This window comes from Photobacterium sp. GB-210 (assembly GCF_003026075.1).
Taxonomy (GTDB): domain Bacteria; phylum Pseudomonadota; class Gammaproteobacteria; order Enterobacterales; family Vibrionaceae; genus Photobacterium.
On the sequence record NZ_PYNU01000004.1, the window covers coordinates 217696 to 244167 of the forward strand.

Genomic DNA, 26472 nt, shown 5'->3' on the forward strand with positions numbered 1-26472 from the left:
ATATGTTAGCTAACTGGACAAACACCCATCCCATTAATTTGTATTGATAGATGGCAGGAAACAGACGATGCCGTCAGCATAAAATAAGCCACTAACAAAAGAAGAAATCGAACAAGGCTATATTCTTGCTTGTTCTTCTACAATTATTGCGAATGCTGAAGTTAGTTTTACATAAAAAATGTCTGTGGAAATAAACCACAGACATACCTTTAAATTAGCGGAATAAATTTAATGTCTATTAAAACAATCGTTTTTAGTTATAGTTTTAATAACTAAAATAATGGTATCAATAAATTCAACCTTATTCGTTTATTTATACTCAATGCTACAGATAAATAATCGATTATAATAACGATGAATAATTTTCAATCATCACCCCCTTCACCTTAAACCTATACATATTTATACATACTTTTATAAAATCTTACACAAAATAGTTCACTTTATAACCAAAATGGGGTTATTTATTTGTATAACACATTTTTTACCCGTATTTTATTTAGCAGAGCAATCTTCATGTTTTATTTAGAATGAAGCACTTTATTACAGTGTCTATACGGGTTAGTCAGATTCTAAAACTATGAAATAATTATTTCTGAGCTATCTAAATAAAACAAAAAATAAATGTACTTGTACTCCTAACACCCAAACCAATTAATTGGCTGGCTTTACAGGTAAAGCAATACAGGAAATTCAATGTTTACTTATTATGTCGTTCTCGCGATCTATTTTTGCATTATTTTTGCTATAGGTATTTTCGCAGCAAGAAAGACGGAAGGTAATTCAGATTATGTTCTTGGTGGTCGTAGTTTAAGCCCTGGTGTGACTGCACTCGGGGCTGGTGCATCTGATATGAGTGGTTGGCTATTACTCGGCCTTCCCGGTGCAGTTTTTGTTTCAGGCTTAGATCAAATTTGGTTACCTATTGGTTTAACCATTGGTGCATGGTTAAACTGGCGCTTTGTAGCAAAAAAGTTACGTATTTATACCGAAAACGTCGGCGATGCGATAACTATTCCCTCTTATTTTGATACGCGATTTGGTAGTGGTAACCGCACCCTTCGCTTTATGACTGCTGTCGTTATACTCACGTTCTTTACTCTTTATGCTGCTGCGGGTTTTGTTAGTGGTGCTTTCTTAATTCAAACTTTATTTGATATTCCTTACACTACCGCAGTTTGGATTGGAGCCATATTCTTAATGGTTTATACCGCGATAGGTGGATTCTTAGCCGTTAACTGGGTCGATTTTTTCCAAGGTTCATTGATGTTCTTTGCACTCATCATTACGCCAGTCGTAACTTGGTATAACCTGGATCCAGCCATTGCACCTGATGTATTACCGACCCATTATTTTTCCGTTATTAGTGAAAATACGAGCGCTATTGGCGTGTTCTCATTACTGGCATGGGGATTAGGTTACTTTGGGCAACCACACATTCTTGTTCGCTTTATGGCAATTGGGGATGTCAAAGGTATGAGTATTGCTCGTAAAATTTGTATGAGTTGGATGATTGTCTCTTTAGTTGGCGCATTTGCAGTTGGTATTACTGGCGCAATGTACTACTCTGGCGCCGCTCATCACTTTGATAATGAAATGATATTCTTAGAGCTTGCGAAAGGCTTATTCCCAACATGGATCGCTGCAATCCTTATTGCCGCTGTATTGTCTGCCGTAATGAGTTCTGTTGCGGCTCAGTTATTAGCCTCATCGAGTGCGATAACAGAAGATATCACTCACTTTTTCAGCATCAAACTGAGCGAGAAATCACAAGTTGTCCTTGGACGTTTATCTGTTGTTGCTGTTTCGTTAGTCGCGATGATTTTTGCTAGTAACCCACAAAGCACGATTTTATCTATTGTTGGACACGCTTGGGCTGGCATGGGTGCTGCGTTTGGACCTGTTGTATTATTCTCGCTATTTTGGCGTCGTTGTAGCGCCCACGGTGCTATCGCATGTATGGTTGTTGGTGCAGGAGTCGTTATTGCTTGGATAGCTGCACATGCTGCTTGGCCGAACTCAACCTTATTTAGCGTCTATGAAATCATACCCGCCTTTATTTTATCATCAGCAGCACTGGTTATTGTCAGCCTTAAAGGTGAACAACCGAGTGAAAAGACACTACGTCATTTCGATGAAGTGAATGAACATTGTGAAAAACTCAAATTGGAGCCGCAAAAATAATCAAACGTGATTTATCACGATAAAAAAGCCGCATATGTTCAACTCAACAGAGTCAATATATGCGGCTTTTATTTTACATTGATAAGCGGCAACAAGAGATAAAGTAATTATCGCCTTAATGCATTTAACTTAGTTTGCGCAATACCAAAGACAGTATCATTTGGATATATGCCTTGCTCTGCATCAGTCCCCGTTTGTTTACCTGTGAAGATCTCAATGGCTTGAGAAACATGGTCAATCGCCCAAATATGGAACTCACCTTTTTCTACTGCTTCTACAATATCTTTGCGTAGCATTAAGTTATGTACGTTAGATTGTGGAATGATCACCCCTTGATTAGCGGTTCTTCCTTTGATCGCACACACATCAAAGAAACCTTCAATCTTCTCATTCACCCCGCCAATCGGCTGCGCTTCACCAAATTGGTTCATCGAACCTGTGATGGCGATATCCTGACGTAGCGGTAAACCAGAGAAAGCAGAAACAATCGCACATACTTCGGCCATTGATGCACTGTCCCCATCTACACCACCGTAAGATTGCTCAAAGGTAAGATGTGTTGTTAATGGGATCTTCGCTGTTTTACCAAATACTGATGCTAGATATGCCGAGAGAATCATCACACCTTTCGAGTGAATACTTCCGCCCAGTTCAGCACTACGTTCAATATCAAATACTTCACCACTACCGTAAGCTGTAGTTGCAGTTATTCGGCTTGGTGCCCCAAATCGATAATCAGACGTTGCTATCACAGATAATGCATTAACCTGTCCGATGGCTTGATGATCAACATCGATGAGAGTCGTCCCTGTAACAAAGCTTTGCATCACATGATCTTTTAAGCGACTCACACGCTGCTCTTGATTTTGTAATGCCTGCTCAACATGGCTACTGCGGATCATGGTCGCGTTAGATGATTTCGCAACGTAATTAGTCTCACGTAGTAAGTTCGCAATATCAGCAGAATGTAGTGACAGCTTATGCTGATCATCCGCTTGGCGAGAGCTGTATTCAATGATCCTTGCTATCGCTTTTCGATCACAATGGAGCATATCGCCATCATGAACGATACTGGCAATAAAGCGAGCATATTGCTCTTCAGAGGTATCTGTTCGCGGCATATCATCTTCAAAATCTGCTGTGACACGAAATAGCTCTTTAAACTCTGGATCGTAATGTTGTAGTAACTGATAGGTTTGATAATCACCAAACAAAATCAATTTTACATTCAATGGGATCGGCTCTGGCTCTAATGAGATGGTGCCAGACAATGTCACTTCACGCTCAAGTGAACTTAAATTCAACTTTTGCGCACGCAGTGCACGTTTTAAACCATCCCAAACATAAGGGCGCTCTAAAACTTTTACCGCATCCATCATTAACACGCCACCATTAGCGCGGTGTAAACTACCTGCACGAATCAAAGAGAAATCAGTAAAAACGGTTCCTTTGAACGTCGCATTTTCAACATAACCAAAAATAGAGTGGTAGTTTGGGCTCTCTTCAACCTCGATAGGAAACTTACGATCAACATCTTGATGAACAAGTACATTGATTTGGTAACGTCGCGGCATTTTCTTGTCTAACGATGCATAAGCTAATGCGACTTGCTCTTCACTTTCTTCTAAGAAAATATCAATATTTTCTAGAATATCGTTATACATTGCTGATAAGTAAGCTTTAATCTCAGGCAGCTTACTGTATTTCGCTTTCAGATCTTTAATGCAATGCGCAGTCACATCTTTGGCAATATCCTCATCAAGCTTTTGCTGCTTATCCGAGTACTTTTCTTCCCATTCCGTTAACTGACGAACAATACCACGCAGCTCAACTTCAAGATCATTGATCGTCTCTTCAAACGTTTGTTGTTCTTTATCACTTAATTCAGCAAATGAATCTTCGGTATGCGGCTCTTCACCATTCATCGCCACCAGCTGATAATCACCTTGGGTAGTAATGGTTAAGCCAACACCTCGCTCTTCTGCGCCCTTTTTCATTGTCATTAACGCATTTTCTTGTTTCTGCGCTAATTGTGTTTTTAACTTTTCAGCTCGGCTAATATAAAGCTCATTATCAAATGCCATTGGAAACGCTTTTACTAAGCGCTTCATGAGCTGTTCAATATCTTTTTTAAATGCACTACCTTGACCTGCAGGCAGCTTTAGCACCTTAGGGCAACGGGTATCATCAAAGTTTGAAACATAACACCAGTCATACAATGTATTGGCGTTACCATTAGGATCGTGACGATTTAAGTAGCGCATCACCATGGTGCGTTTACCTAATCCATTACGACCTATCGCATAGATATTGTAACCTTTTTCCTTAATCGACATCGCAAACTCAACCGCCTGTTGTGCTCGCTCTTGTCCTACTATTTCATCTAATGGTGTAAGGTGTTTGGTTGACTTACACTCATCACTCAATCCGTTTAGCGCTGATACGCGATACAGCTTGTCACTGGTTAGAGGTTTAACTGACATAATCGATCCCTCTCGTTACGACGTCTACCTTCAGTCTACTAATAAAATATTGATTTTTTAGAGACTTAAGCTATAAAAAGTGGCGTTAGTCTCATTTTTTAATGTTTAGCGCTGAAAAATTAGGCACAAAAAAAGCCTAACATTGCTAGTATCACTTTTAATATAGTAATACTCAGTAAGTTAGGCTTTTTTATTGCGTAATGTAACGCGATTACAAGGTTGCCATGGCTCCTTTACCTACCCCTTCGTAGGCAACAACATCAAGGCAATCAGCAGCAGATAAACTTGGTTTAACCTTTTCAGCAATATAACTGGCAAGTAATTCAACAGTGGTATCGGTGGCTAACATTTCTGTTTCTGAACGAGCAATCGCCAGTTCAAACTCACCTTGTGGTGCGGTGTAGCGGAAACCATAGTGGGTTTCGTCCGATACCGATTTGGCACACTCACTTAAATTCAGTTCGTTGACACTGCATGCATCTTCTTCTGAGCCTAAGTAAATATCTTGCCAACGCTTCGCCCATTGCTTCTCTAGTTCAGCATTGCGCTCGCCATTAACAATAAGCTCAATCGGAGAACGGTGACCGTGTGCAATGCGTTGACAGTTACCATCATGTTTTTTCAAACCGTGACTGTAATGATAAAAAGCACCTTGAATGGCTTCGTGACGAAGTGTTATTTCAAGACCTTGTACATTCTTAGGTAGATTGTCTTTTAGCACGTGGTAAACATGCTCAGTCACGCTTTCAATCGTTACTGTCTCTGCATCAATAAAGCAGAAAGCCTGCTCAGGACAATGTAAGTGAATACTTTTATCTTCTCGCAGAAGATCGACTGTCGCATAGCCCGTTTTAGTCGCGGCAGTGTGAATTGCTGGAGATTTAGCAGGCACAATTAAACGGTGATCGACATATTGATCAACTAATTGTTTGATCTGTTTCTTAACACGACTGAAATCAAGCACCATGCTCATTTCATTTAACTCGCCCGACATCACCACATCAAGAATCCAACTTTCGCCAACCATACCGCGATCGGTACATAGGTATGACGCATCAATTACAGTGAGATCTCTGACAAATAGCTTCAAAGTGAAGTCCTTATTGATAATGGTTGTCGTTTCTAGGGGAATGCATTATACGCTGCTGACGCAATGAGTAAACAAGCAAAATCAGTAAATACAAGATATAAAAAAGCAGCGATGATTATCATCACTGCTCTCATTAATACCCGTCTTTTAAGAAGAACTAGAAACGGTAGTTCGCTGAGATGTAGAACGTCGTAATACTCTTTAGATCAGATTGAGTATTTGGATATACGATTTCCGTAGGATCAACTTTTGAACCAGACCAATAATTCTGATCTTTACGTTGACTCGCGGTGTGACGGGCACCAATTTCTGTCGTAAAATGGTCAGAAATTCGCCAAGCAACACCCGCTTGAATACCAAGCACAGGGTTTGATTGCTTGTAAGAACCATATTTTTCGCTGGTTGTTTCAGCAATCATATAACCCACATGCGCACCCACAAATGGGTTAATCGCTTTATCTGCTCGGAAGATATAATCTGCACTTAATAAATGAAGAGTGACGTCAGTATCGGCGATCTTTTTATTATCAAACTCAGATTCACCACTCATTTTCTGGTAACTATAGTAAATTCTTCCATTACCACCAGCAGTATAAAAACCGATATCAGCGCCAGCAAAACCGCTTGCGTCAGGTGAAGGTGCAGACACCTTATCTGAAGAAGACGTTGCATGAACAAGAGAAAAGCTCATATCAGCCATTCCACCTGTTAACCCTACGAAATAGTGCATTGTGTCATCAAATTTTGGCACTTCATCTTCAATTGGTGATAAGCCATTTTCAGGTGTGGCAACCACAGGCTCTAAAACTAGCGGCTCACTCGGGGTATAAGCTGAATTTTCTGTTGATAATTCTTCTGCGGCAAAAGTTGTTGAAGAAAAAAGAGCACTAAGTAATACGCTCGCAAGCAATGTCTTATTCATAAACCGATCTGTTTCATCCTGTTTCATTGTATTTAAGCGTTAAGCCTACGAAGGGCTAAAACTTATCATCATTCCAATAGTGATGTGATTATATACTGAAACGAAAACAAAACTCGATCTTGTTATGAAATTAACACCGTAATAAGTGGTGGCAATATTCTACGCACCACTTACAATATTTTGCTGCAATTATTCTTCTTTTAACCAATTTAATGCATCGATTGAGTTATCAAAATAACGCACTTCACCGGATAAAAACCAATTCCCTACTTTTGCGCCAACTTCTTGCCAATGTTTATTGCCATATAACGCTACTTTACGAAATTGCTTACCATGTTTTAAGCCTAGCTTTAGATCATCCCAAGCCGCATGTATATCCCAACCATCACACTCAGTACCATCAAAATACACATCAACAATGGGTTTATCGACATCGGCTAACGCTTCATCAATTTGAGGCGTAATTAGCTGGTAATCTTGATGGGTTAATTTACCAGTCGCTTTTAATTCAACAAAAAACTCATCACCGTTGTTATCAATTTCGATTTTAATTCCATGAGACTTTGTCATTTCATTATCTCCTCGATCAGTATTTAACATTATTGGTATGTTGATAAGACTTTATAACAGAACCAATTTTACGATAGTGGCAATGGTGCAAGATTACTCTGCATGCTTACAGGTTGACATAATTTGAGAGATTTTCATCCCAATACGGCGTTTCACCAATATAATGCTTAAAAAAACTAATGGCAGCGACGATCTTTTTAGGCAGATGCTTACGGCTTGGGTACACCGCATAAAAGTGCATGCCCTGATTGGCTTCCCAATCATTAAGTAATTGAATCAGCTTTCCGGTTTTGAATTCATCCGTTAAAAGATACGTTGCAAGATAGGCAATCCCCCAACCAGATACACATGCATCACGAACCGCTTCCGCTAAATCAACCCGATAATTTCCTGATACTGTGACACATAAGCCTTCTTGATCGCGTAAAAATGACCAGGTGCCGTGATTTATTTGTCTATTTTGATAAACCAGACAGTTGTGATCCTGCAAATCACTAGGATGATTAGGTGCTGGGTGGTGAATAAGATATTCAGGAGATGCCGCAACAATAAAACGGGTATCCGCTAATCGTTGCGCTACGTAACCTTCAGGAATATTTTCGATATTGGTGATCCATAAATCCAGCCCTTCATCGACCATATTTGCACGATGATCAAATAAGCTGACTTCAACATGAAGATCAGGAAATTGTCGGCGAAGATGCTCTATTGCAGGGATAATATGCATTGTGCCAAAAGATTGAGATAAGCCTAAGCGTAAAGTACCTGATACCTCATCACGAATATTTGCCATCATCGCATCAGCATCTAACACCGCTGAGACTAACTGCTCACAATATTTCGCGTATTCAATACCTTCATCGGTCAAAGTAAAGCTACGTGTTGTTCGCTGCACTAATTTCACCTGCAGCTCTGCTTCTAATAAACCCAGCTGTTTACTTACATGCGATGTTGATACCCCGAGTTTTTGCGCAGCAATAGTGAAATTGCCACTTTTTACAAGAGTATGAAATATTGTCATTTGTCCGGCGCGATCTTGAAGCACTACAATTACCTATCTGTTTTAAGTCCTTAATAGTTTACTGCAGAACCTAGCTATACCGTCAGCATTCCTGTTTGGAATAACAATTATTACCCAATGGTAAAAGTAATTTTCATTACTGTGCAATTATCATTATTTCAGAAACAATTATAATACAGCCTCATTTATGAATTAGATTGGAGTGTGGTTGTGAGTTGGTTATTTCTTCTATTAGGTGTTTTGGCTGAGGCTACATCACATGTCGCATTAAAAGCGACAGACAGTTTTACCAATCCACTACCAAGTGCCGTTGTTATTCTCGGCCATATCACTGCCTTTCTCTTTCTAGCTCAAGCAATGAAAAATATTCCAGTAGGTGTTGTCCATGCTTCGTGGACAGGTCTTGCTATTGCACTTGTTACAGTAATTTCAAGTGTTATTTATAAACAACACATCGATATTAAAGTATGGATTGGGATGGCAATTATTGCAGTAGGTGTTGCTGTAATTAATTTAGCAGGTGTTTCGCACCACCACTAAATATCCTTATGTAGCCATTATGAGAGGTTATAATGAACCAACAACGTGCTGAAAACTTATACTACTACTTACGAAATCAAAATAGTTCTCAAAAAGAGATCAATGTTGTTATTAAACAATTAAATCAAAACTATGGTATTAATTTATCAGAGCTTGATCGCCGTTATCGTTCGCGTATTGGTTACTCACCAAATCGATACGACATTAATACCTATGGTACCGCAGGTTCTCGTACCATGAATCAAACTCGTGGTATGCAAAAAACACATTAATCCTTACTTTCCTCAAATCGTCACTAATAACAATATTAGTGACGATGTACTCATAGCGACTTTATATACCCATGATCATTGAAGGTGTTGTTTTCGTTAAGATAGGGAACATGCTCAGCAGCCATGAAAATCACACTAACTCTTCAACAGAAACGATGCTTATTTCAAAACTAAACGAGACTTCAAAGCAGTAATAGAGCTGTTTTACTGTGACTCTTCTAGAGATCACAGGCTCATTGGCAGCTCGAATAAATGATAACTTTCAGGTTCTAAAACAAACACTTTGAAGCCTTTCAAGCATATACCACTATTAATGATTTCTATTTTTGCATCGCGAAATGTTTACCTGGCATTTTATTGACTATACTGTTCAGTAAATGATCACTAATAGGTTAAAAATAATGAATAGTCAAATGAAACAGCTACTCTACTCGATACCGCTATTTGTAGCGTATAATGTACATGCAGTAACTACGGAGAATAACTCTTTAGCTCAACCACAGTCTGTCTCGCAACCTAGTGTACAAGAGGATGCTACAAGTACATCAGGTAGTAATGTTATTATAAATAAGACAGAATCACAGCTACCAAATGATCAATATAATAATACTGTTGTTGGCTCATCCCCTGTTATTACAGGTTCACATAACGTTGGACTTGGCACTAATGTCAACGTTGGTAATTATTCTCTTGCTGTTGGCGATTACAGTCACGCTAAAGATAATTCAGAGTCTATTGGTACTAGCACGAACTCACTTAATAATGGCGTTGCTATTGGTACTCAGGCTTATGCTAATGATGGGCTTGCTATCGGTACTAAGGCGTATGCGACAAATAACAGTATTGCTATTGGTAATAACAGCAAAGCAGAAGAAAAGAATACGGTGAGCTTTGGTGGTGAAGTCGTCAACCGAAAAATCGTTAACGGGAAAATACAAGTAACAGATACAGATCTAACGCGTCGTCTTACTAATGTTAGCGCAGGTATTAATGCTACTGACGCAGTCAATGTTAGCCAATTAACTAAGGCAAAGGATGCCTTACAAGGTGAAATAAGCCACAATAGTGAAAATATTAGCAATAACACTAATAACATTAAAAACAATACCAGTGATATAAAAAACAATGCTGGTGATATAAAAAACAATACGGCTAATATCCACCAAAACACACAAGCTATTGATGTTAATAAAAATTCAATTGCCAATAATGAGACGAATATTCGTTCAAATACGCAATCAATTACAAATAACAAAACGAGCATTAGTAATAATGCCAATAATATCACTAACAATAGCCAAGCCATTACGACCAATAAAACGGAAATAGCAGATAACAGCAGTGGCATAAAACAAAATACTGTCGGTGTTAACAACAACAAAATAGCTATAGGTAACAATAGCCAAAACATTACAACAAACAGTACAGAAATTCATACAAATGCAAATAATATTAGTCAGTTACATCAAGAGTCTGTGAACTACACCAACAGCCATGTGCTCGAATATTACAACCGTTCGAAACAGTATACGGATGAAAAGTCGCAGCAAACATTGCAGAGTGCTAATAACTATACAGATCAACGTATAAATCAACTCTCAAATACTTTTAATGAGAAATTAGAAGGTTTACAACATAGAGAAGATGCGGGAGTTGCATCTGCTATGGCAATGGCAGCTATCACAGTTAAACCAAACCGCAAATATAATATTGGTATGGGACTTGGTTACTATGGCGATCAAGATGCTATTGCATTAGCCGCTAAAATTAATACCTCGCCTGATACTATTATGACGTTAGATACATCATATAACTCTAATCATAATGTGGGCGTTGCTGCTGGTATGACATTTGGTTTTAACTAATTGAAGAAATTACCTTATCACAAACTTAGTTAATCAAATGCTACAGATAAAAAAAAACCGACATTCGTGTCGGTTTTTTTATAAATTTGCTAAAAAATCACTTCAGACGTTCAATAACCCATGGCATTAATTGGTCATAGGCATACCAGCAACCCGCCGCAATAATTGCAGTCCAAATCAATCGCGATACCCATTTAGAGCGCTGCATATGACGAGAAGGATCAGGCTCACCACAGTGAGGACAAAAATGTGCACGACGAGACACAATACCTTCACAAGCAGGACAATCCGTTAAACGTTTAGATCTCGTTGCTACCCCTGCTTGACTCGATGATTTTGCAGTTAACGACGACTTTTTTGTAGATTGAGATCGCTGCTCTGCACGCATTGAAAGCATAACATCACCGTTATCATCATCTACTGCCGAAAAATCTGTTGTTTTCACGTTGTTCACCATTAAATCAATTACTACGATAATGATACTAAATAACTATCCAATAAGCATTCTTACTCGATAGATAATGTTCTAAGTTTCATTTTATCGTCATATATAATGTTTTTTTGTAATTAATGTGTTGTTTAATATCGATTAATTGTGATATTTGTATAACTGAATTCATTACTATTCGACAATATCCATACATACTTGCAATACTGTAACCACACCTTTACTACCCTATAACCAAGAAGAATAGGTAAATACAGCAACTACTCGTTTCATTGATTACTGATCGTATTTTCATCAATATAATGGACTATAATATGAAAAAATCGCTTATCAAAACAACGTTATTTGTTATTTAAGCATTATTTAATAACAAAAATAATCGAAAGAGATGACTCACCACCATTAACTCTATCTACCAAAGAATCTCGCTTTGATTTTCTCGAACAAAAAGTGCGCTTCGTTCAAAGAACGCACTGCTATATTCAACGGCTTAGTTAAGCTCAAAAAATGCTGTATATCCGGAATATCATTGCAAGGTTGCCGAGAACAGCCAAGGAAAGCCAATTGCTGATGATTTAGTCCCGATAAAAAGCTTGATTCTATCAACAAACGTTGAAAGCGCCCCCACTGCGTGAAATTATTTGACAACACCACAGAAGGAGAAAAAAAGTGATAAAACAGCGCATTTCTTGCTGTCAAATTTGGATAACTTTGTTGATGTAAACACTCTGGATCAAACAAAAAGAGCGTTCCAGCCTTACCAATTACTCTTGTTAATTCATAATCTTCAGTTTTTTGATGGTGCAACTCCCCTACTTGCCCCTGATACTGATGCCGATGAGAACCAGCAACAAACGCAAATGCTCCTGACTCTACATCATCAAGATAACAAGCTAATTTTAATGATCTTGGAATAGACTTAGATTGATAATATTCAGTGCAATACCATTCATCACGATGTAGTGGATGAAAATTGTCTTTAAACGGAAGACTTTGCCAGCCTTTCGCTTCTTGCAAACAAACATCTTTCCCTAGATATTCAACAATAAGACTATTAATTAATGGCATTAAGGGCAATTGGCAAAAATAAGAATCTAATGTTAATAGTTGTTCGACCATTAATCGTTTTCTATCCGTTTGCGCATACCCTGTCCATGAGTTAAAAGCAGGGCGCTCCAATTGAGATTGAAAGATCCTTTGCATTTTAACTAATTCATCTTTTGTAATACATTCCGGTAGTACAACAGCACCGTTATGTTTTAACTCGCTCAGTAAAGCTAGAAGTTGTGACATCTGTTAATACCTGAATAAAGTCAGACGCTAATTTTTCACAACCATACTGGTAGTAAAAATCAGAAGACGGTTTTTTTACGCTTAATTTATTACGCTCAAACAATTGATATAAATGTCTTAGTTGATCTAAATAGATCGCTGGCTCTTCTATTGACACTTCATAAAGTTGTGTGGCGTGTCGTCTTAAAAAATCTGATGTTTCACCATCGGGTAATTCAGCTAAAATCGGCTTGCCACTTGCCACATAATCTATCGCTTTAGTCGCTAAATGCGTATCCGCTTTACCTTTATCTGGTTTACCTTTTTGAATAAATAACACATCACATTGCGATAAAATATCGTGTAACTTTTCTTTTGGTTGAGCACCTATCATTACAACCTTATCGGTTAATTTATACTCGCGTATCAACTGCATCATTTCATCTTGAACATCACCTACATTGATAAGGCGAATAGGAAAATCACACTGCGCTAATTGCTTAAATAGGCCTTTTGCGCTGCGCCTAAAACCATCCCATGTCCCGCTATAACCAAGGGTCAACACCTTATGATTATCGGAAACATGATCAAGGATTTGATCATAACTATTAGGGATATAACGAACACTATGTTGGGGGTATAAAGATTGATAAGTATGATAATCAGCCATCGACGTCACTATCAAAGCACTCGCTTGCTGCATTATTTTTTGTTCAGATTTAACGTCATTTTCATCGGAAAAATAACTCGCTTGCGACCACGCATCACGAAAATCTAACACCAAAGGAACATTGAGCCATTTTGAGAGCAGCCTACCAATTAAAGCGCTACTAAAAGGAGGGCAAGAAACAACAATCACATCCGGTTTAATCGATTTACTTTTTTGCCATGCTTTATAAAGAGCAGGGAATATCCAGCCCCAATGCATATCAATCAACCAATACTTTTTAGCAATATCACCATCTCTTTCTGGTGAGCGCCAATGTCTTAAACGATAACATTGTTTGTGAATAATTGTTGGCCATTTCCAACACCAATCAATATTCCATGAAGATACAGGAACGATATCTGCGAAAAGTTCTATCTTATTTTTATTATCAACATTAGCAAACCGATGATCTCGGGCTTCACGAAAGACCACCACTCGATGTCCTAAACGCGTTAAAGACTCACTAAATCGTCGACTTCTGTTTGCACCAACATTTAATAACGGTGGGGAAAAGTAACTAAAATAAAATATATTCATTCATTCCCCCTTAACATCCTAATGACTTTGCCAGGATTACCTGCAAACAATACATTTGGCGGCACATCTTTAGTGACGACACATCCAGAAGCAACAACTGAGCCACGTCCAATAGTGACAGGCTTTACAATATTGACACCAGTACAGATCCATACATCGTCTTCAATCACTAAATCAGCCATTACTGGCGGTTCATACCTGTCTAAACCCGGGCTATGACCGCTATGAGCATTAATGCTCGTTCTTCCTGCAATCATAACGTTATCGCCGATAAGTACTTTCCTTCCAACTGAAATTCCGGTTTGCCAACCAATATAGCAATTTTCACCTATTCTTATTTCGCAACAACCACTATCAGGATGGCCGTGAATACTCAGGGCTCCGTTTAGACAAGTATTATTACCAATATAAATTTTTATCGGCCCTTGAATTAAAGGGAAGCCATTTTCTAAACTCAACCCAGGGCTGTAATGTTCTAACCGTGCCTGTAACATAGGAAGATATAGAAAAATGTTCAATAAGCGTTGGAAAGTGAAACTCGCTAATCGATAAAGAACATAAATAGGCCGATATATCCATGCTAAATCAGGCAGTTGACCATAAACGAACCATTTTGAAACTCGGTATAACAATCGGCTTAATGGTGTGTTTTGTTGTTTGATATAAGCACGAATTCGATGCGTTATTAACATTAATCACCACCTTTACGACTTATTTAAAGCACTTTATTGTCCAATCAAAGAAGAATACAATGCGTGAGTTTGGGCGATTTGTATTGCGATATCATATTTTTGTTCTACCTTTCTTCTCGCAGCTAAACCAACACATTCAAGCAATTTATTTTGGCTATAAAGAAACTGAAGCAATTTTTGTACCTGATCTCTTTGTTCAAAACACACATACCAACCCTGCTGTTTATCGGTAAAAATCTCGGCAAGCCCACCGATAGGTTCAGCGATAACTGGTCGCCCTACTGCCATTGCTTCAACGGCGACATATCCGAAAGCTTCCTGCCAACAAGATGGCATTAATACAATATGTGCGTGTTGTAAATCCTGCTCAATTTTTGCTGAACGCCCATGGTAATAAATCGAATTTTCTCGATAGGCTGTGAGCTTCACCTGCTCAGACAGTTCTCCATCCCCATAAATATCTAATTGTGCAATCGTTGCTAATTCTGGTTGAGAAAAGAGATCTAATAAGTAGTGGATTCCTTTTTCTGCACTCAAACTTCCGATATAAAAACAACGTAATTTATTCGTAATTGGCGGTAATTTTTTATAGTTAAATCGCGATAAATTTATACCATTATTAATCAGCACTATTTTTTCAGAGGGCATAAACGCTTCTAACCATCGCTGAATAAAAGGTGAAATCGCACAAAGACGAGTAATTGGCATACCAAGAACCCATTGCTTCCATCGACGCCATCCTGTTATCTCAACGTGTTTTGGTGGTGAATTATGCATGGTAAGCACAATTTTCGAACAAAAAATGCGGGCAATAAATGTATAAAGGTGACCAATACCATAAAAATGGAAATGGATAAGATGAGGACGATAACGTAGTAGTAAAGCAAATAATTGGGCGGAATTTGCAAAAGCGGAATAGGTATAGTTTTTTGATTTTAAGACAGAATAAGCGTCATCTGAAATAGATCGTGCGAATAAAATGAAGTGTTTGTTTGAATCCGGTAGCTGAATTAAAAAATCCAAAAAACTACTACCTTTTTTTACATCAATATCACAAATTAAGACTATGTTTTTCATCTTTTGTCTCACGATAAAAAGGTAGTCTTTAAAGCATATCTGAGAATATATTATTCTTTTCTTAAAAAGGAGAATTTTCGCGAAAGGTAAACAAACGGCTACCATTGCAGTAGCCAAATTCCGATAAAAGTAATGCTGAACCGTTAATTAACACCCATTTGATGTTTATATTTGGTCACTGATTTCTCACAGAAATCTCGCTCATCATCATCGTCAATATTGTTAATAAGTTCAGCAAATGCCTCATAGCCAACCTTACCGTTTTTTACTTTCCATACGGTATAAGCTGCCTGCTTATCTAATTCAATACGTGTTCTTTCACCATCAGACAGTAACGTAAGGTTATACATCAATTATGCTCGCTTTAATTATATTGATTCATTTTACCTAAAAACAAAAGTGATCAAAATAGCCATGCATCATAATCATTTGGGTTTTCTTACGGCAAAATTTGCGTAATCAACTATCAAAAAAGAAGTCCACCCTCTCTTTTTCAACAGAATTAGTAAACAACTTACTATTTTATCTAAAACAGCCTAAATTATGTGATATTGATCGCGAGAATAATCATCCTGCTCTCATAAACTGCTTCCATTGAAACGCAACAATAACCTTTGTTAATTATTAAAATCTAGGAGCAATATATGGCTACCCCACATATTAACGCAGAGCTTGGCGATTTTGCAGAAACAGTACTAATGCCTGGTGATCCTCTACGTGCTCAGTATATTGCTGAAACTTACCTAGATGATGTTAAGCGTGTTTGTGACGTACGTAGTATGTATGGCTACACTGGTACCTATAAAGGTCAACGTATTTCAGTTATGGGGCATGGTATGGGTATCCCTTCATGCTCTATTTATGTCCACGAATTAATTAAAGACTTTGGTGTTAAAAATATTATCCGTATTGGTAGCTGTGGCGCTGTCCATGATGATGTAAAACTGATGGATGTGATCATCGGTATGGGCGCCTCAACAGATTCGAAAGTTAACCGTATTCGCTTCTCAGATCATGACTTTGCAGCAATTGCGGATTATCACTTATTAGAAACGGCTGTCAATCAAGCACGAGCACAGAAAGTACCTGTTCGTGTCGGTAATGTTTTCTCTGCTGATTTATTCTACAGTCCAGAAAGCGATCTTTTCGATAAAATGGAAAAGCTCGGTATCCTTGGCGTAGATATGGAGGCCGCTGGTATTTACGGCGTTGCTGCAGAGTTAGGTGCAAAAGCACTGACTATTTTAACGGTTTCTGATCATATCAAACGTGGTGAAAAGCTCAGTGCAGAAGATCGTCAAACGTCATTTAATGAAATGATGAATATCGCACTAGAAACAGCAATTTCGTTATAAATACTCCATAAGCGGGAGGCATTCTTCCCCGATATGTTGACCGCTTATTTCTATCCAAAGATAAAAACTAAAGGGATGTTAGTTTAATCAGTACCTTCAATTAATAGAAACCAGCTCGATAATGTAAAATGTGGCGTCTTACACAATCATAGGTAACATATTATTGAAACGTATTGTTCTCTGACAGTGCTGAGTACTATTTACTCAGCCCCTTCTCACAAATCCCACGCCTGCTTAGTAACAACCTTGATAATATATTTATACTCATTGTTAAGACCCCTCAAAAATAAGGTTTGATTATGTCGACATCTCTTACAACAGCAAACCCCATTGAGCAGTTACCTTTGGCTTTTAATGGCCATCAGTTTAATCACTGTAAGACATTGAGTTGTAAGAACTTTGGTTCACATAATCCAAATGACTATGTGCTACAACAGGCAAACAAAAATCGTCCGATATTGGTATGCCGTGAATGTGGTGCTTTTCCTCCTTTATTGAATAACCAAGATATTGTAGAAGAAGCGCTACGTTACCAAACCCAACAAAGCGGCGATCTTCCTAAATGCACAAATAACGCCTGTGAAAATAACGTGTTTTCAGCATTAACACATAGACATTTATATCACGCATTTGGCTTTAGTGGTGACAGGCAACGTTATCGTTGTAAAGCATGCGACCAAACATTTGTTGATCGTTGGTCTGGTAGTAATAATAAACATCTTATACAACAAAAACTCTTAGGGTTATTATTTACTGGTTATCCCGTGCGAGATATTTGTCGTCGCTTAGAGATAAATCCAAAAACATTTTATGATCAATTAAACCACATCGCAGCAAGGTGTCGCCGCCAACTTGCTCTGTTTGATGAACGCTTGTTTAAGCACCAACATAAAGTACAACTGGCTTCCAATATAAAAGCGTTGCAAGAGAAAAGTATGAACGGTGTACTATGGGTTGCCAGTGCAGAAGCGCAGTCAGGGTATGTTGTTGCTCAGCATATTAATTATCAACAAGAAACCGTGGAATCAACACAAGAGCACCATAATGCTTATCAAGATAACGCTCGCTATATGGCGCTCTCTACACCACATCAAACGCTGACAGAAACATTTATCCCGCAAGGAATATTAGCGCGAGTAGATACAACCTATAGGAAAATTTTTAGTCGCTCCAATATGGAAAATCCATTGACTGATGGCAGGCTCATTAATTACCCAACAAAAGGAACATTGATCCACCCTCAATACACCGTATATAGCCACTACCTTTATTTAAAGCAAATGTTCCAACATAGCGACTATCTTGCGGTTTTTATGCCTCAAGAAACACTACTTCGCTCTGCCTGTATTTCAGTTTTTATTGATCATATTAAAAAGAAACGAATTGATCCTGTTTATGTTCTTGAAGATGAACAATGGCTACACGGCGATAAGCCAGACAATGTCGATATTGTTCTACTAGGTTGGTGGCAAGATAGGTGGGCTTTTACTCATTTAGAGAACGCAAGTAAAGGGATCTGCCATCTTGGTGGAGAAACCTCGAAAGATAAACAATGGCTAGAACACGCAACATACCGTGCTATTTCATCTTATCAAAACCGTTTTCAAGACCAATTTAGCCAACTGATCAACGAGCCAAGACGTAAACTTCGCCCTGCAGGATTATTGCCCTTGCTTGATATTTATCGCGCTTGGCATAACCTTTGTCGCCAAGATAAATACAGATTAACTCCTGCGCAACGATTAGGTCTTGCCTCTTCACCAATAACATTAGAACAGTTACTGAGCTAGCTGCAGACATAAAAAAGGCTCAATATTGCCATCACTGATGCCATTTTATTGAGCCTAATTAGGATGTTTATAATCTTATTTTTCAGCCGCAACTACTGAGATTTCAACCAATAAAGCATCACGTGCCATGCTGGCTTCCACACAAGCACGCGCAGGTGCATGACCTTCAGGAACCCAGTTATCCCACACTGCATTCATTTCTGCGAACATACTCATATCTTTAATGTAAATCGTTGCAGAAAGCATATGCTCTTTATCACTTCCCGCTTGTAGTAATAACGCTTCAACTTTATCCAGCATTGTCTGTGTTTGCTCTGTAATACCTTTTGTTGCATCAGCACAAACTTGACCACACAGATAAATAGTTCCGTTATGTTTTACAATACGGCTCATTCGAGCACCCGTTTCCAAACGTTCAATCATGATATTTCCTGTTCACTAGAAAGTAAGAGGTCATTGTAACTTTTTTTGCATAAAAATCGTCATAGTTCGGTAAGAAAATAAAATTATTTGCACATAATGCAGTTTATACCGTAAATTTCAGCTATTTTCTTAACGAATCTTCAATTCTCGCTTTCCAAATCGCCATTGCTAATGCCGGCTTACGTAGCACTTCAGGTGTTGGGATCCAGCCATGCTTGATCTTAGCAAACACATCAAAACGCTCTGCTGTACCAGACATTGCTTCTGCTATGACTTTACCTGCAATATTGGTTAAACCAACGCCATGACCAGTGTATCCATGAGCAACATAAATATCATTCCCCAAGTGATCAATTTGAGGCATGTAAGAACGAGTGACCGCAAATAAGCCGCCCCAGTGGTACTCCATTTTCACATCTTTTAGCTGTGGGAATACCGTGATCATACGTTGACGTAGACGCTCCGCTGAATCACTGTATTCACCATTAAATGGGTGATTTACTCCGCCAAATAAAATACGACCATCAGGTGTCGGACGGTAATAATCAAGACTGTTATTTAAGTCTGACATTGCCATCATATTGGAAATAGGCTGACGATCACCTAATTGCTCTGTTACTGCAATATAAGAAGCAACGGGCAAAACGACACTTTGTGCTTTACGGTTTAACCCGTCTAAATATGCATTACACGCCAATAACACTTGTTTCGCTTTTACACGACCTTTTGGGGTATGAATAATATGTGGATTGCCTTTTTCAATTTTAGTCGCAGGGGTATTTTCAAATACCGAAGCACCTAATGACATTGCAGCACTGGCTAAACCTAAGGTGTAATTTAATGGGTGCATATGTGCACTGTTTGAATCAAACAACCCACCAAGGTAACGATCGGTATGCGCTACTTGCTGAATTTGTTCTTTTTCCCACCAGCTTGCACTTGGGTAATCATAACGAGTCTGCTTTAAGTCATACCAAGATTTTAATTCTTCTTCTTGGCTCTTTTTCAATGCCAGCTCGATATAGCCTTGTTGAAAATCACAGTCGATGTTGAATGTTTCAATACGCTCGCGTGCAATATCAACCGCCTCACAAGAGAGATCCCATAATTGTTTTCCCCATTCAGGGCCATAGGTCTCATCGACTTCACGCAGCCCCAAACAGTAACCAACGAGACACTGCCCACCATTACGGCCAGATCCCCCCCATGCTAAACGCTGAGATTCAAGAACGACAACCGAAAAACCTTTCTGACGTAATTCGATGGCAGCATTCAAACCTGTCATACCCCCACCAATAATACACACATCAGCTTCTATCTGTTGTTCGAGTGCTGGTTGCTCAGGTAATGCATTAATTGTTGCTTGGTAATAACTATCAATATATTGACTACGCATGGACATTCCAATTGCCTATAGATAAGAACAGAGAAAAAATCGCGCGGATAATGTCACGCTATTAATGCAACAACAAGGGATTTATTACTGTGATAGTGGTCATATATCACGCCGATTAACTTTGACATGCTTAATGTTAACTCTATTATCCGCTACTCACTGACTTACCTGGTCATTTAGGGAAATAGAAATGAAAAAAGTTTTTAAAGGGGTGACAACACTAGCATTCGCACTTTCAGCATTTAATGTTTCGGCAAATGATGCTGTGCTTAATATTTACAACTGGGCTGAATATATGCCAACAGATGTAATTCAAGCATTTGAGAAAGAATACAATGTCACCGTCAACTATTCGACTTTCGATAATAACGAAGCGATGTATACCAAATTAAAACTGCTGGATAACAAAGGTTATGATGTGGTTTTTGCTTCAACCTATTTTATTGAAAAGATGGCGCGTGAAGGCATGTTAGCCAAAATAGACAAATCCAAAATGCATCACTTAAAAGATGTTTATCCTGGTTTGTTAGGCCAACAATTTGATCCTAAAAACGATTACTCACTTCCGTATGTTTGGGGTGTGACAGGGATCTCTTATAACTCAGATAGTATTAAAAACGATCAGGTAACGGGCTGGAATGATTTATGGAATACTGATTTCCAACGCCAAGTCATGCTATTAGACGATGTTCGTGATGTATTTGGTATGGCATTAAAAGCACAGGGCCATAGCATTAACAGCACAAACGAAGCTGAAATTAAACAAGCATACGAGAAACTGCGCGACTTACGTCCTAACGTTGTCGTTTATAACTCAGACGCACCACATGTCCCTTATGTGACCGGTGAAGCGATGCTCGGGATGCAATGGAACGGTAATGCTTATTTAGCAAAACAAGAAATGCCAGAGCTAAAATTTGTTTATCCTAAAGAAGGATCGATTCTGTGGATGGATAACTTTATTGTGCCAGAAGGCAGCGTAAATAAAGATTTAGCCTTTAAGTTTATTGATTTCTTTATGCGTCCAGAAAACCAAGCAAAATTAGTTGAAGAGCTAGGTTTCCCTGCGCCAAATAAGCAAGCAAAATCATTCTTACCTAAAGAATTACAAAACGATCCAATGATCTTCCCAACAGATGAGGAAGTAAATAAAGGTGAGTTTACTAATGATGTTGGTAGTGCAGTCAATATTTACCAAAAATACTGGCAAATGCTGAAGAGCTAAAATAAAAAAGAGCAACACACTGTGTTGCTCTTTTAGTTCAAATAATATTAATTAAATTCTATTCCAGTACTTGTTACAAAATAACTAAGTTCACCAAAATCATTAATTGTCAGCTCCTTAGAATACAGAGAAACAATATCCTCACCACTAGAATTTATTGATACATAAATATCAGTTAACGTAATAATCTTTCTCTGACTATCAGCAATTGCTTCGAGTTGAAGAGCTCCCAAATCATTAATATGCCAAGAGAACTCTTGACCTAATGAATTAACGGCAATTTGATTTTTAGAAAAACTATATTCCTCACCGCCAATATTAAGTGACTTATCGTTCAAGTATGATTCATGGAATACTAGTTCAGAAACTAAATTAGGATCGGTACATGACACAACAGCATTGTGGTAAAGATCTTCGCTAGCAATTGAGCCATTACCAATAGAACAATAGTTCGCCATAGAATCTGACAATTTAGCTATTGCTGACCATACATCATAACTGTATGTACCATCCGCTAATTTCACTTGCGAATAAACAACTATGTTATAAGTACCATCTCTACCTAAATCAGTAACTTGATATTCAAACACTGAATCTACGGCTTGTCCGATTGGGGCAACATAAGCGCCATTCTGACTATAAGTTGCAATAGAGTCTGCCGAGATAACATGAATATCACCGCGCGGAGACACAACCTTCAGAACTTTTCCATAATTAGAAGCGAATAAATCAAACTCATCACTTAAATTATTACACTGCTGAATTACTTCAGAGTAAGCACTTGGGTAGTTAGCTGAAATAGCGTCAACTGATGACGTAATACTATCGCCACATGCTGTAGCGGTATCATTAACATCAGAAATTGCCATTACACGCTCAATATCATTACTCGCTATTTCATTAAAGAAGACAGTATCTTCAACACTTGCAGGTGAACGTTTCACTTTAACAAGCTTACCATCCAATTCGGTAACAAGCGTTTTATTGATATTTTCAATGGTGTATTGATTAACCCAACCATATTTAGCGTTTTCATCTTCTAACTTAATATTCAATGAAATCATGCTTTCATTGTTTGTATATTGCCAAGCTGAATCAGCTGATAACGGTATTTCATTTAAAGTATAAGTACTAGTTTCACTATCATAAGCTTGATCAAATAATTTAACTAAACCAACTTCATTAATCTGAACTAATAGCCCCTGTATATCAAATCCATAATCAAGCGAGTTGTTTGATTCAATTTGATCACCACTTTGACTGAAATCAGCAACGATTAAATCAGATAAAACATACTGTTGTTCCTGATAACTAATGATAGAATTACACGCTATAACACCATTAACTGTTGCATTATCATAACAATGTTCAGATTCTAAATAGTAATATTCGCTGACAGCTAGCTCTGATATTAAAGCTTTAGCACCTGGTGAGAATTGCTCTGTGTAGTCCCACATTTCAGGTATGTACAACTTTTGACTTCTTAAGAAATAAGTAATATTTGTTCTTGATAAGTCAACTTCTTTACCAGAAATCACATCACTATATAGCTGATTCTCTTGCTCATAAGTAACAGAGCCATCACCATTATCAACAATATTTGCGCTGTTTGAATCGACTGAAATAGTGCCATCTGCTGATAATATATATGTCGGATTAAAATCTCGTTCAGCAAAATAATTTAGGCTACTTTGATTCGTTAACTCAGCCTTATTTACTGATAACTTTGAACCATCAAATAAATACGTTAATTTTTCAGAAGAATTATATCCATCTATTCCATACTCAATAAAAGTTGAATTTTCTTGCAAGAAATCACTTGCATTATTTCCTGTCTCTATAGGTGTCTGAGTTAACTCTTCATACTCTTTTAAACGTAGTTCTACATCAGCTTTGAAAGATGAAATATCGCTACCAAATGACTCATTATTACTTGTATAGCCCAGTAATGATTTCGTCTGCTCTTTAAAGCCCCAAACAGGATTACCTTCTAAATCGTATTCAGTATAATTGCCGACAGTTTTAATCAACAGCTCACCGTAACCGATATAATGTGTACCTGAATCTTTAATATTCCGATCGGCACGTCCCGGATCGCCAGATTTATTAATATAGGTTAGATCATAATTATAAGACTGAACACATACTTCCTGTAGCCCCTGAGGCCCCTGAATAATATCTTTACCTACATAAGTAATTTCTTCAGATACTTGTTGTGGGTCATCTTTTAATGGAGCCCATGGCGTAACGCGAATACTCTCAACTTGTTGTGGTTCATTTAGCTTAGCTAATTTACTAAAACCATCCGTTGATAGATTCAAACCATACCATTGATTATTTATCTCTTGGAAACCATAGTATTTTCCTTTCTCATCACCGACGCCAAGATACTCATACTCTTCAGCAACTAAAGGATTTGAGAAATCATCCAACTGACTCATATCATACAATTGAACCAGTGATTGATTTACACTTAGGCCTTCTGTTTCCTGCCAATTATCAACAACCTTTTGATCTGTTATTAACTGATGAAAATAACTCGGGTACTCAGAATCAAGTCCTGTTCGGATAACCTGATAAAGCTTACTATTCTTCAAATCAGTATTACTATCGCTCTGATCTTGAGGAAGCGACGCTAAACATTGACCATATGTATCTGGAGTCACTAACGCTATCAATGGTTCGTTATCAACAATATCGTCATACCCATCGTTATCATCATCGGGATCAACATTGTTAGCTAAACCATCTTTATCGGTATCAACAGATTCAAATGGATTATCAGGGTATTCATCCAAACGATCTGGTATGCCATCACCATCTGTATCTTTATTATATTCAAGATATTCTTCCCTTAATAAATCCATTTCAGATTTAAATACGACAGGGCTTTGACCTATAGTTTCAACACCTTTGGTATAACCTTGTAAAGTCTTGGTTTGTTCTGTGTAACCGTCAATATAACTACCATCTACGTTGGCTTCGGTATATTCACCGACAGTTTTAACTAAGACCTCACCATTGCCAATATAATTAACCCCAGAAGCTGTAATATGTAGGTCTTTACGTGATTCATCTTCTGATTTATTAATATAAGTCAGATCATACGCGTAAGATTGGACACACACTTCTTGCGGGCCATCAGGACCTTCAATAATTTCTTTTCCGGTATAAGTAATATCTTGTGATATTTCTTGCGGATCATCAATTGATGGAGCCCATGGCGTAACACGGGTACTAATAACTGTTTGTGTTTCATTTAATGCAGAAGATTTATTAAACCCAGCATTCGTTAAGTTCAAACCATACCAACGATTTTCAATATCTTGGAATCCAAAATATCGACCTTCATTATCACCAGTACCCATATACTCATATTCTTGTGCAAGTAATGGATCGACTTCAAGAGATGAGTTATCTGCACGATAAGAGTCAACGGTAGATTGGATAACGGTTAGTCCTGGAATGCCTTGCCAGTCATTCAACTCACCAACTTCAGAAATCAACTGCAGTGTATTGAGAGGAATTTCGCTATCTAAAGGCATTTCTGAAACGTGGTACAACGAGCTGTCTTTCAGATCAGATGATGTACCTGCAAATGCTTGCGGAAGAGAGCTTAAACACTCACCAAATGTAGAAGGTGTTGTTAAGGCGACTAATGGATCAGTATCAACAGCATCTTCGTAACCATCGTTGTCATCATCCAGATCAGCATTATTACCAATACCGTCACCATCGGTATCTAACGATTCATTATTATCTAATGGGAAAGCATCATCAGAGTCAGCGACACCATCGCCGTCGTCATCGGTATCTTTGTTGTTACCAATACCATCGCTATCGGTATCAACTGTTTCTGAGTTATCAGCAGGGAACGCATCAGCGTTATCACCGACACCGTCACCATCAGTATCTGCTGTTTCTGATTTATCTTCAGGGAACGCATCAGCGTTATCACCAACACCGTCACCGTCGGTATCAACTGTTTCTGAGTCATCAGCAGGGAACGCATCAGCGTTATCGCCTACACCATCACCATCGGTATCTGTTGTTTCTGATTTATCTTCAGGGAACGCATCAGCGTTATCACCAACACCGTCACCGTCGGTATCAACTGTTTCTGAGTCATCAGCAGGGAACGCATCAGCGTTATCGCCTACACCGTCACCATCGGTATCTACTGTTTCTGATTTATCTTCAGGGAACGCATCAGCGTTATCACCGACGCCATCACCATCGGTATCTGTTGTTTCTGATTTATCTTTAGGGAACGCATCAGCGTTATCGCCTACACCGTCACCATCGGTATCTACTGTTTCTGATTTATCTTCAGGGAACGCATCAGCGTTATCACCAACACCGTCACCATCGGTATCTACCGTCTCTGACTTATCTTCAGGGAACGCATCAGCGTTATCACCGACACCATCACCATCGGTATCTGTTGTTTCTGATTTATCTTTAGGGAACGCATCAGCGTTATCGCCTACACCGTCACCATCGGTATCTACTGTTTCTGAGTCATCAGCAGGGAACGCATCAGCGTTATCACCAACACCGTCACCATCGGTATCAAGTGTTTCTGATTTATCTTCAGGGAA

21 protein-coding genes and 1 pseudogene are annotated in these 26472 nt (G+C 38.4%); 8 read left to right on the top strand and 14 right to left on the bottom strand.

Annotation, left to right across the window (positions count from 1 at the left end; genetic code table 11):
* The first annotated feature begins 696 nt into the window (after positions 1-696).
* On the top strand, positions 697-2184 hold the full coding sequence (putP, locus tag C9J38_RS09055; protein ID WP_107206780.1) for a sodium/proline symporter PutP: 1488 nt from the start codon (positions 697-699) through the stop codon (positions 2182-2184).
* Between the two features lie 107 nt (positions 2185-2291).
* Here putP and C9J38_RS09060 read toward each other — a convergent pair whose 3' ends face one another.
* The 5 genes from C9J38_RS09060 to C9J38_RS09080 all read right to left on the bottom strand — a co-directional run bounded on the left by C9J38_RS09060 (position 2292) and on the right by C9J38_RS09080 (position 8294).
* A complete protein-coding gene (locus tag C9J38_RS09060; RefSeq protein ID WP_107206781.1) occupies positions 2292-4667 on the bottom strand; it encodes a Lon protease family protein in 2376 nt (791 codons plus the stop codon).
* A gap of 211 nt (positions 4668-4878) precedes the next feature.
* On the bottom strand, positions 4879-5757 hold the full coding sequence (locus tag C9J38_RS09065) for a 6-carboxytetrahydropterin synthase (RefSeq protein ID WP_107206782.1): 879 nt from the start codon (positions 5755-5757) through the stop codon (positions 4879-4881).
* Between the two features lie 157 nt (positions 5758-5914).
* Positions 5915-6679: an outer membrane beta-barrel protein gene (locus C9J38_RS09070; RefSeq protein WP_233217693.1), complete on the bottom strand. Its 765-nt coding sequence runs from the start codon at positions 6677-6679 to the stop codon at positions 5915-5917.
* Between the two features lie 189 nt (positions 6680-6868).
* Positions 6869-7249 (bottom strand): STAS/SEC14 domain-containing protein, encoded by a 381-nt coding sequence (locus C9J38_RS09075; protein WP_107206784.1) that lies wholly within the window; start codon positions 7247-7249, stop codon positions 6869-6871.
* A gap of 106 nt (positions 7250-7355) precedes the next feature.
* Positions 7356-8294 (bottom strand): LysR family transcriptional regulator, encoded by a 939-nt coding sequence (locus tag C9J38_RS09080; RefSeq protein WP_107206785.1) that lies wholly within the window; start codon positions 8292-8294, stop codon positions 7356-7358.
* A 186-nt stretch (positions 8295-8480) separates the two neighbouring features.
* Between C9J38_RS09080 and C9J38_RS09085 the strand changes: the two genes are divergently transcribed.
* The 4 genes and pseudogenes from C9J38_RS09085 (at position 8481) to C9J38_RS09100 (ending at position 10947) form a co-directional block, all read left to right on the top strand.
* The gene (locus C9J38_RS09085) at positions 8481-8810 is read left to right on the top strand and encodes a multidrug efflux SMR transporter (protein WP_107206786.1); all 330 of its coding nucleotides are present in this window, start codon (positions 8481-8483) and stop codon (positions 8808-8810) included.
* A 32-nt stretch (positions 8811-8842) separates the two neighbouring features.
* Positions 8843-9082, top strand: coding sequence for a hypothetical protein (locus C9J38_RS09090; RefSeq protein WP_107206787.1), 240 nt, complete (start codon positions 8843-8845; stop codon positions 9080-9082).
* A 145-nt stretch (positions 9083-9227) separates the two neighbouring features.
* Positions 9228-9369: pseudogene (locus C9J38_RS22005) on the top strand (IS630 family transposase); the annotation flags it as partial.
* A 114-nt stretch (positions 9370-9483) separates the two neighbouring features.
* Positions 9484-10947: a YadA-like family protein gene (locus C9J38_RS09100; protein WP_158259300.1), complete on the top strand. Its 1464-nt coding sequence runs from the start codon at positions 9484-9486 to the stop codon at positions 10945-10947.
* Between the two features lie 97 nt (positions 10948-11044).
* Here C9J38_RS09100 and C9J38_RS09105 read toward each other — a convergent pair whose 3' ends face one another.
* From C9J38_RS09105 to C9J38_RS09130, 6 genes are all read right to left on the bottom strand, one after another.
* Positions 11045-11392 (bottom strand): hypothetical protein, encoded by a 348-nt coding sequence (locus C9J38_RS09105; RefSeq protein WP_233217695.1) that lies wholly within the window; start codon positions 11390-11392, stop codon positions 11045-11047.
* 411 nt (positions 11393-11803) lie between these two features.
* The gene (locus C9J38_RS09110) at positions 11804-12688 is read right to left on the bottom strand and encodes a phytanoyl-CoA dioxygenase family protein (RefSeq protein ID WP_107206790.1); all 885 of its coding nucleotides are present in this window, start codon (positions 12686-12688) and stop codon (positions 11804-11806) included.
* Positions 12648-13913 carry a glycosyltransferase gene (locus tag C9J38_RS09115; protein ID WP_107206791.1) on the bottom strand — a complete coding sequence of 422 codons (1266 nt, stop codon included), beginning with the start codon at positions 13911-13913 and terminating at the stop codon, positions 12648-12650. Before C9J38_RS09115 ends, C9J38_RS09110 begins: the two co-directional genes overlap by 41 nt.
* Positions 13910-14605 (bottom strand): acyltransferase, encoded by a 696-nt coding sequence (locus C9J38_RS09120; protein WP_107206792.1) that lies wholly within the window; start codon positions 14603-14605, stop codon positions 13910-13912. The genes C9J38_RS09115 and C9J38_RS09120 overlap by 4 nt, the downstream gene beginning before the upstream one ends.
* 33 nt (positions 14606-14638) lie before the next feature.
* A complete protein-coding gene (locus C9J38_RS09125) occupies positions 14639-15694 on the bottom strand; it encodes a glycosyltransferase family 4 protein (protein WP_233217727.1) in 1056 nt (351 codons plus the stop codon).
* 131 nt (positions 15695-15825) lie between these two features.
* Positions 15826-16032, bottom strand: coding sequence for a DUF3283 family protein (locus C9J38_RS09130; protein ID WP_045083072.1), 207 nt, complete (start codon positions 16030-16032; stop codon positions 15826-15828).
* A gap of 294 nt (positions 16033-16326) precedes the next feature.
* Here C9J38_RS09130 and deoD point away from each other — a divergent pair, with 294 nt between their 5' ends.
* On the top strand, positions 16327-17037 hold the full coding sequence (deoD, locus tag C9J38_RS09135) for a purine-nucleoside phosphorylase (RefSeq protein ID WP_107206794.1): 711 nt from the start codon (positions 16327-16329) through the stop codon (positions 17035-17037).
* A gap of 299 nt (positions 17038-17336) precedes the next feature.
* Positions 17337-18827 (top strand): lactate dehydrogenase, encoded by a 1491-nt coding sequence (locus C9J38_RS09140; protein ID WP_107206795.1) that lies wholly within the window; start codon positions 17337-17339, stop codon positions 18825-18827.
* Positions 18828-18902: 75 nt separating this feature from the next.
* Here C9J38_RS09140 and C9J38_RS09145 read toward each other — a convergent pair whose 3' ends face one another.
* Positions 18903-19250: a RidA family protein gene (locus tag C9J38_RS09145; protein WP_107206796.1), complete on the bottom strand. Its 348-nt coding sequence runs from the start codon at positions 19248-19250 to the stop codon at positions 18903-18905.
* 121 nt (positions 19251-19371) lie between these two features.
* Positions 19372-20646, bottom strand: coding sequence for an NAD(P)/FAD-dependent oxidoreductase (locus C9J38_RS09150; protein ID WP_370444640.1), 1275 nt, complete (start codon positions 20644-20646; stop codon positions 19372-19374).
* Positions 20647-20836: 190 nt separating this feature from the next.
* Here C9J38_RS09150 and C9J38_RS09155 point away from each other — a divergent pair, with 190 nt between their 5' ends.
* Positions 20837-21871 (top strand): PotD/PotF family extracellular solute-binding protein, encoded by a 1035-nt coding sequence (locus C9J38_RS09155; RefSeq protein ID WP_107206798.1) that lies wholly within the window; start codon positions 20837-20839, stop codon positions 21869-21871.
* A gap of 47 nt (positions 21872-21918) precedes the next feature.
* Here the strand turns inward: C9J38_RS09155 and C9J38_RS21765 are convergent.
* Positions 21919-26472: thrombospondin type 3 repeat-containing protein (locus C9J38_RS21765; RefSeq protein ID WP_370444641.1), on the bottom strand; the 4554-nt coding region annotated here is incomplete at its 5' end.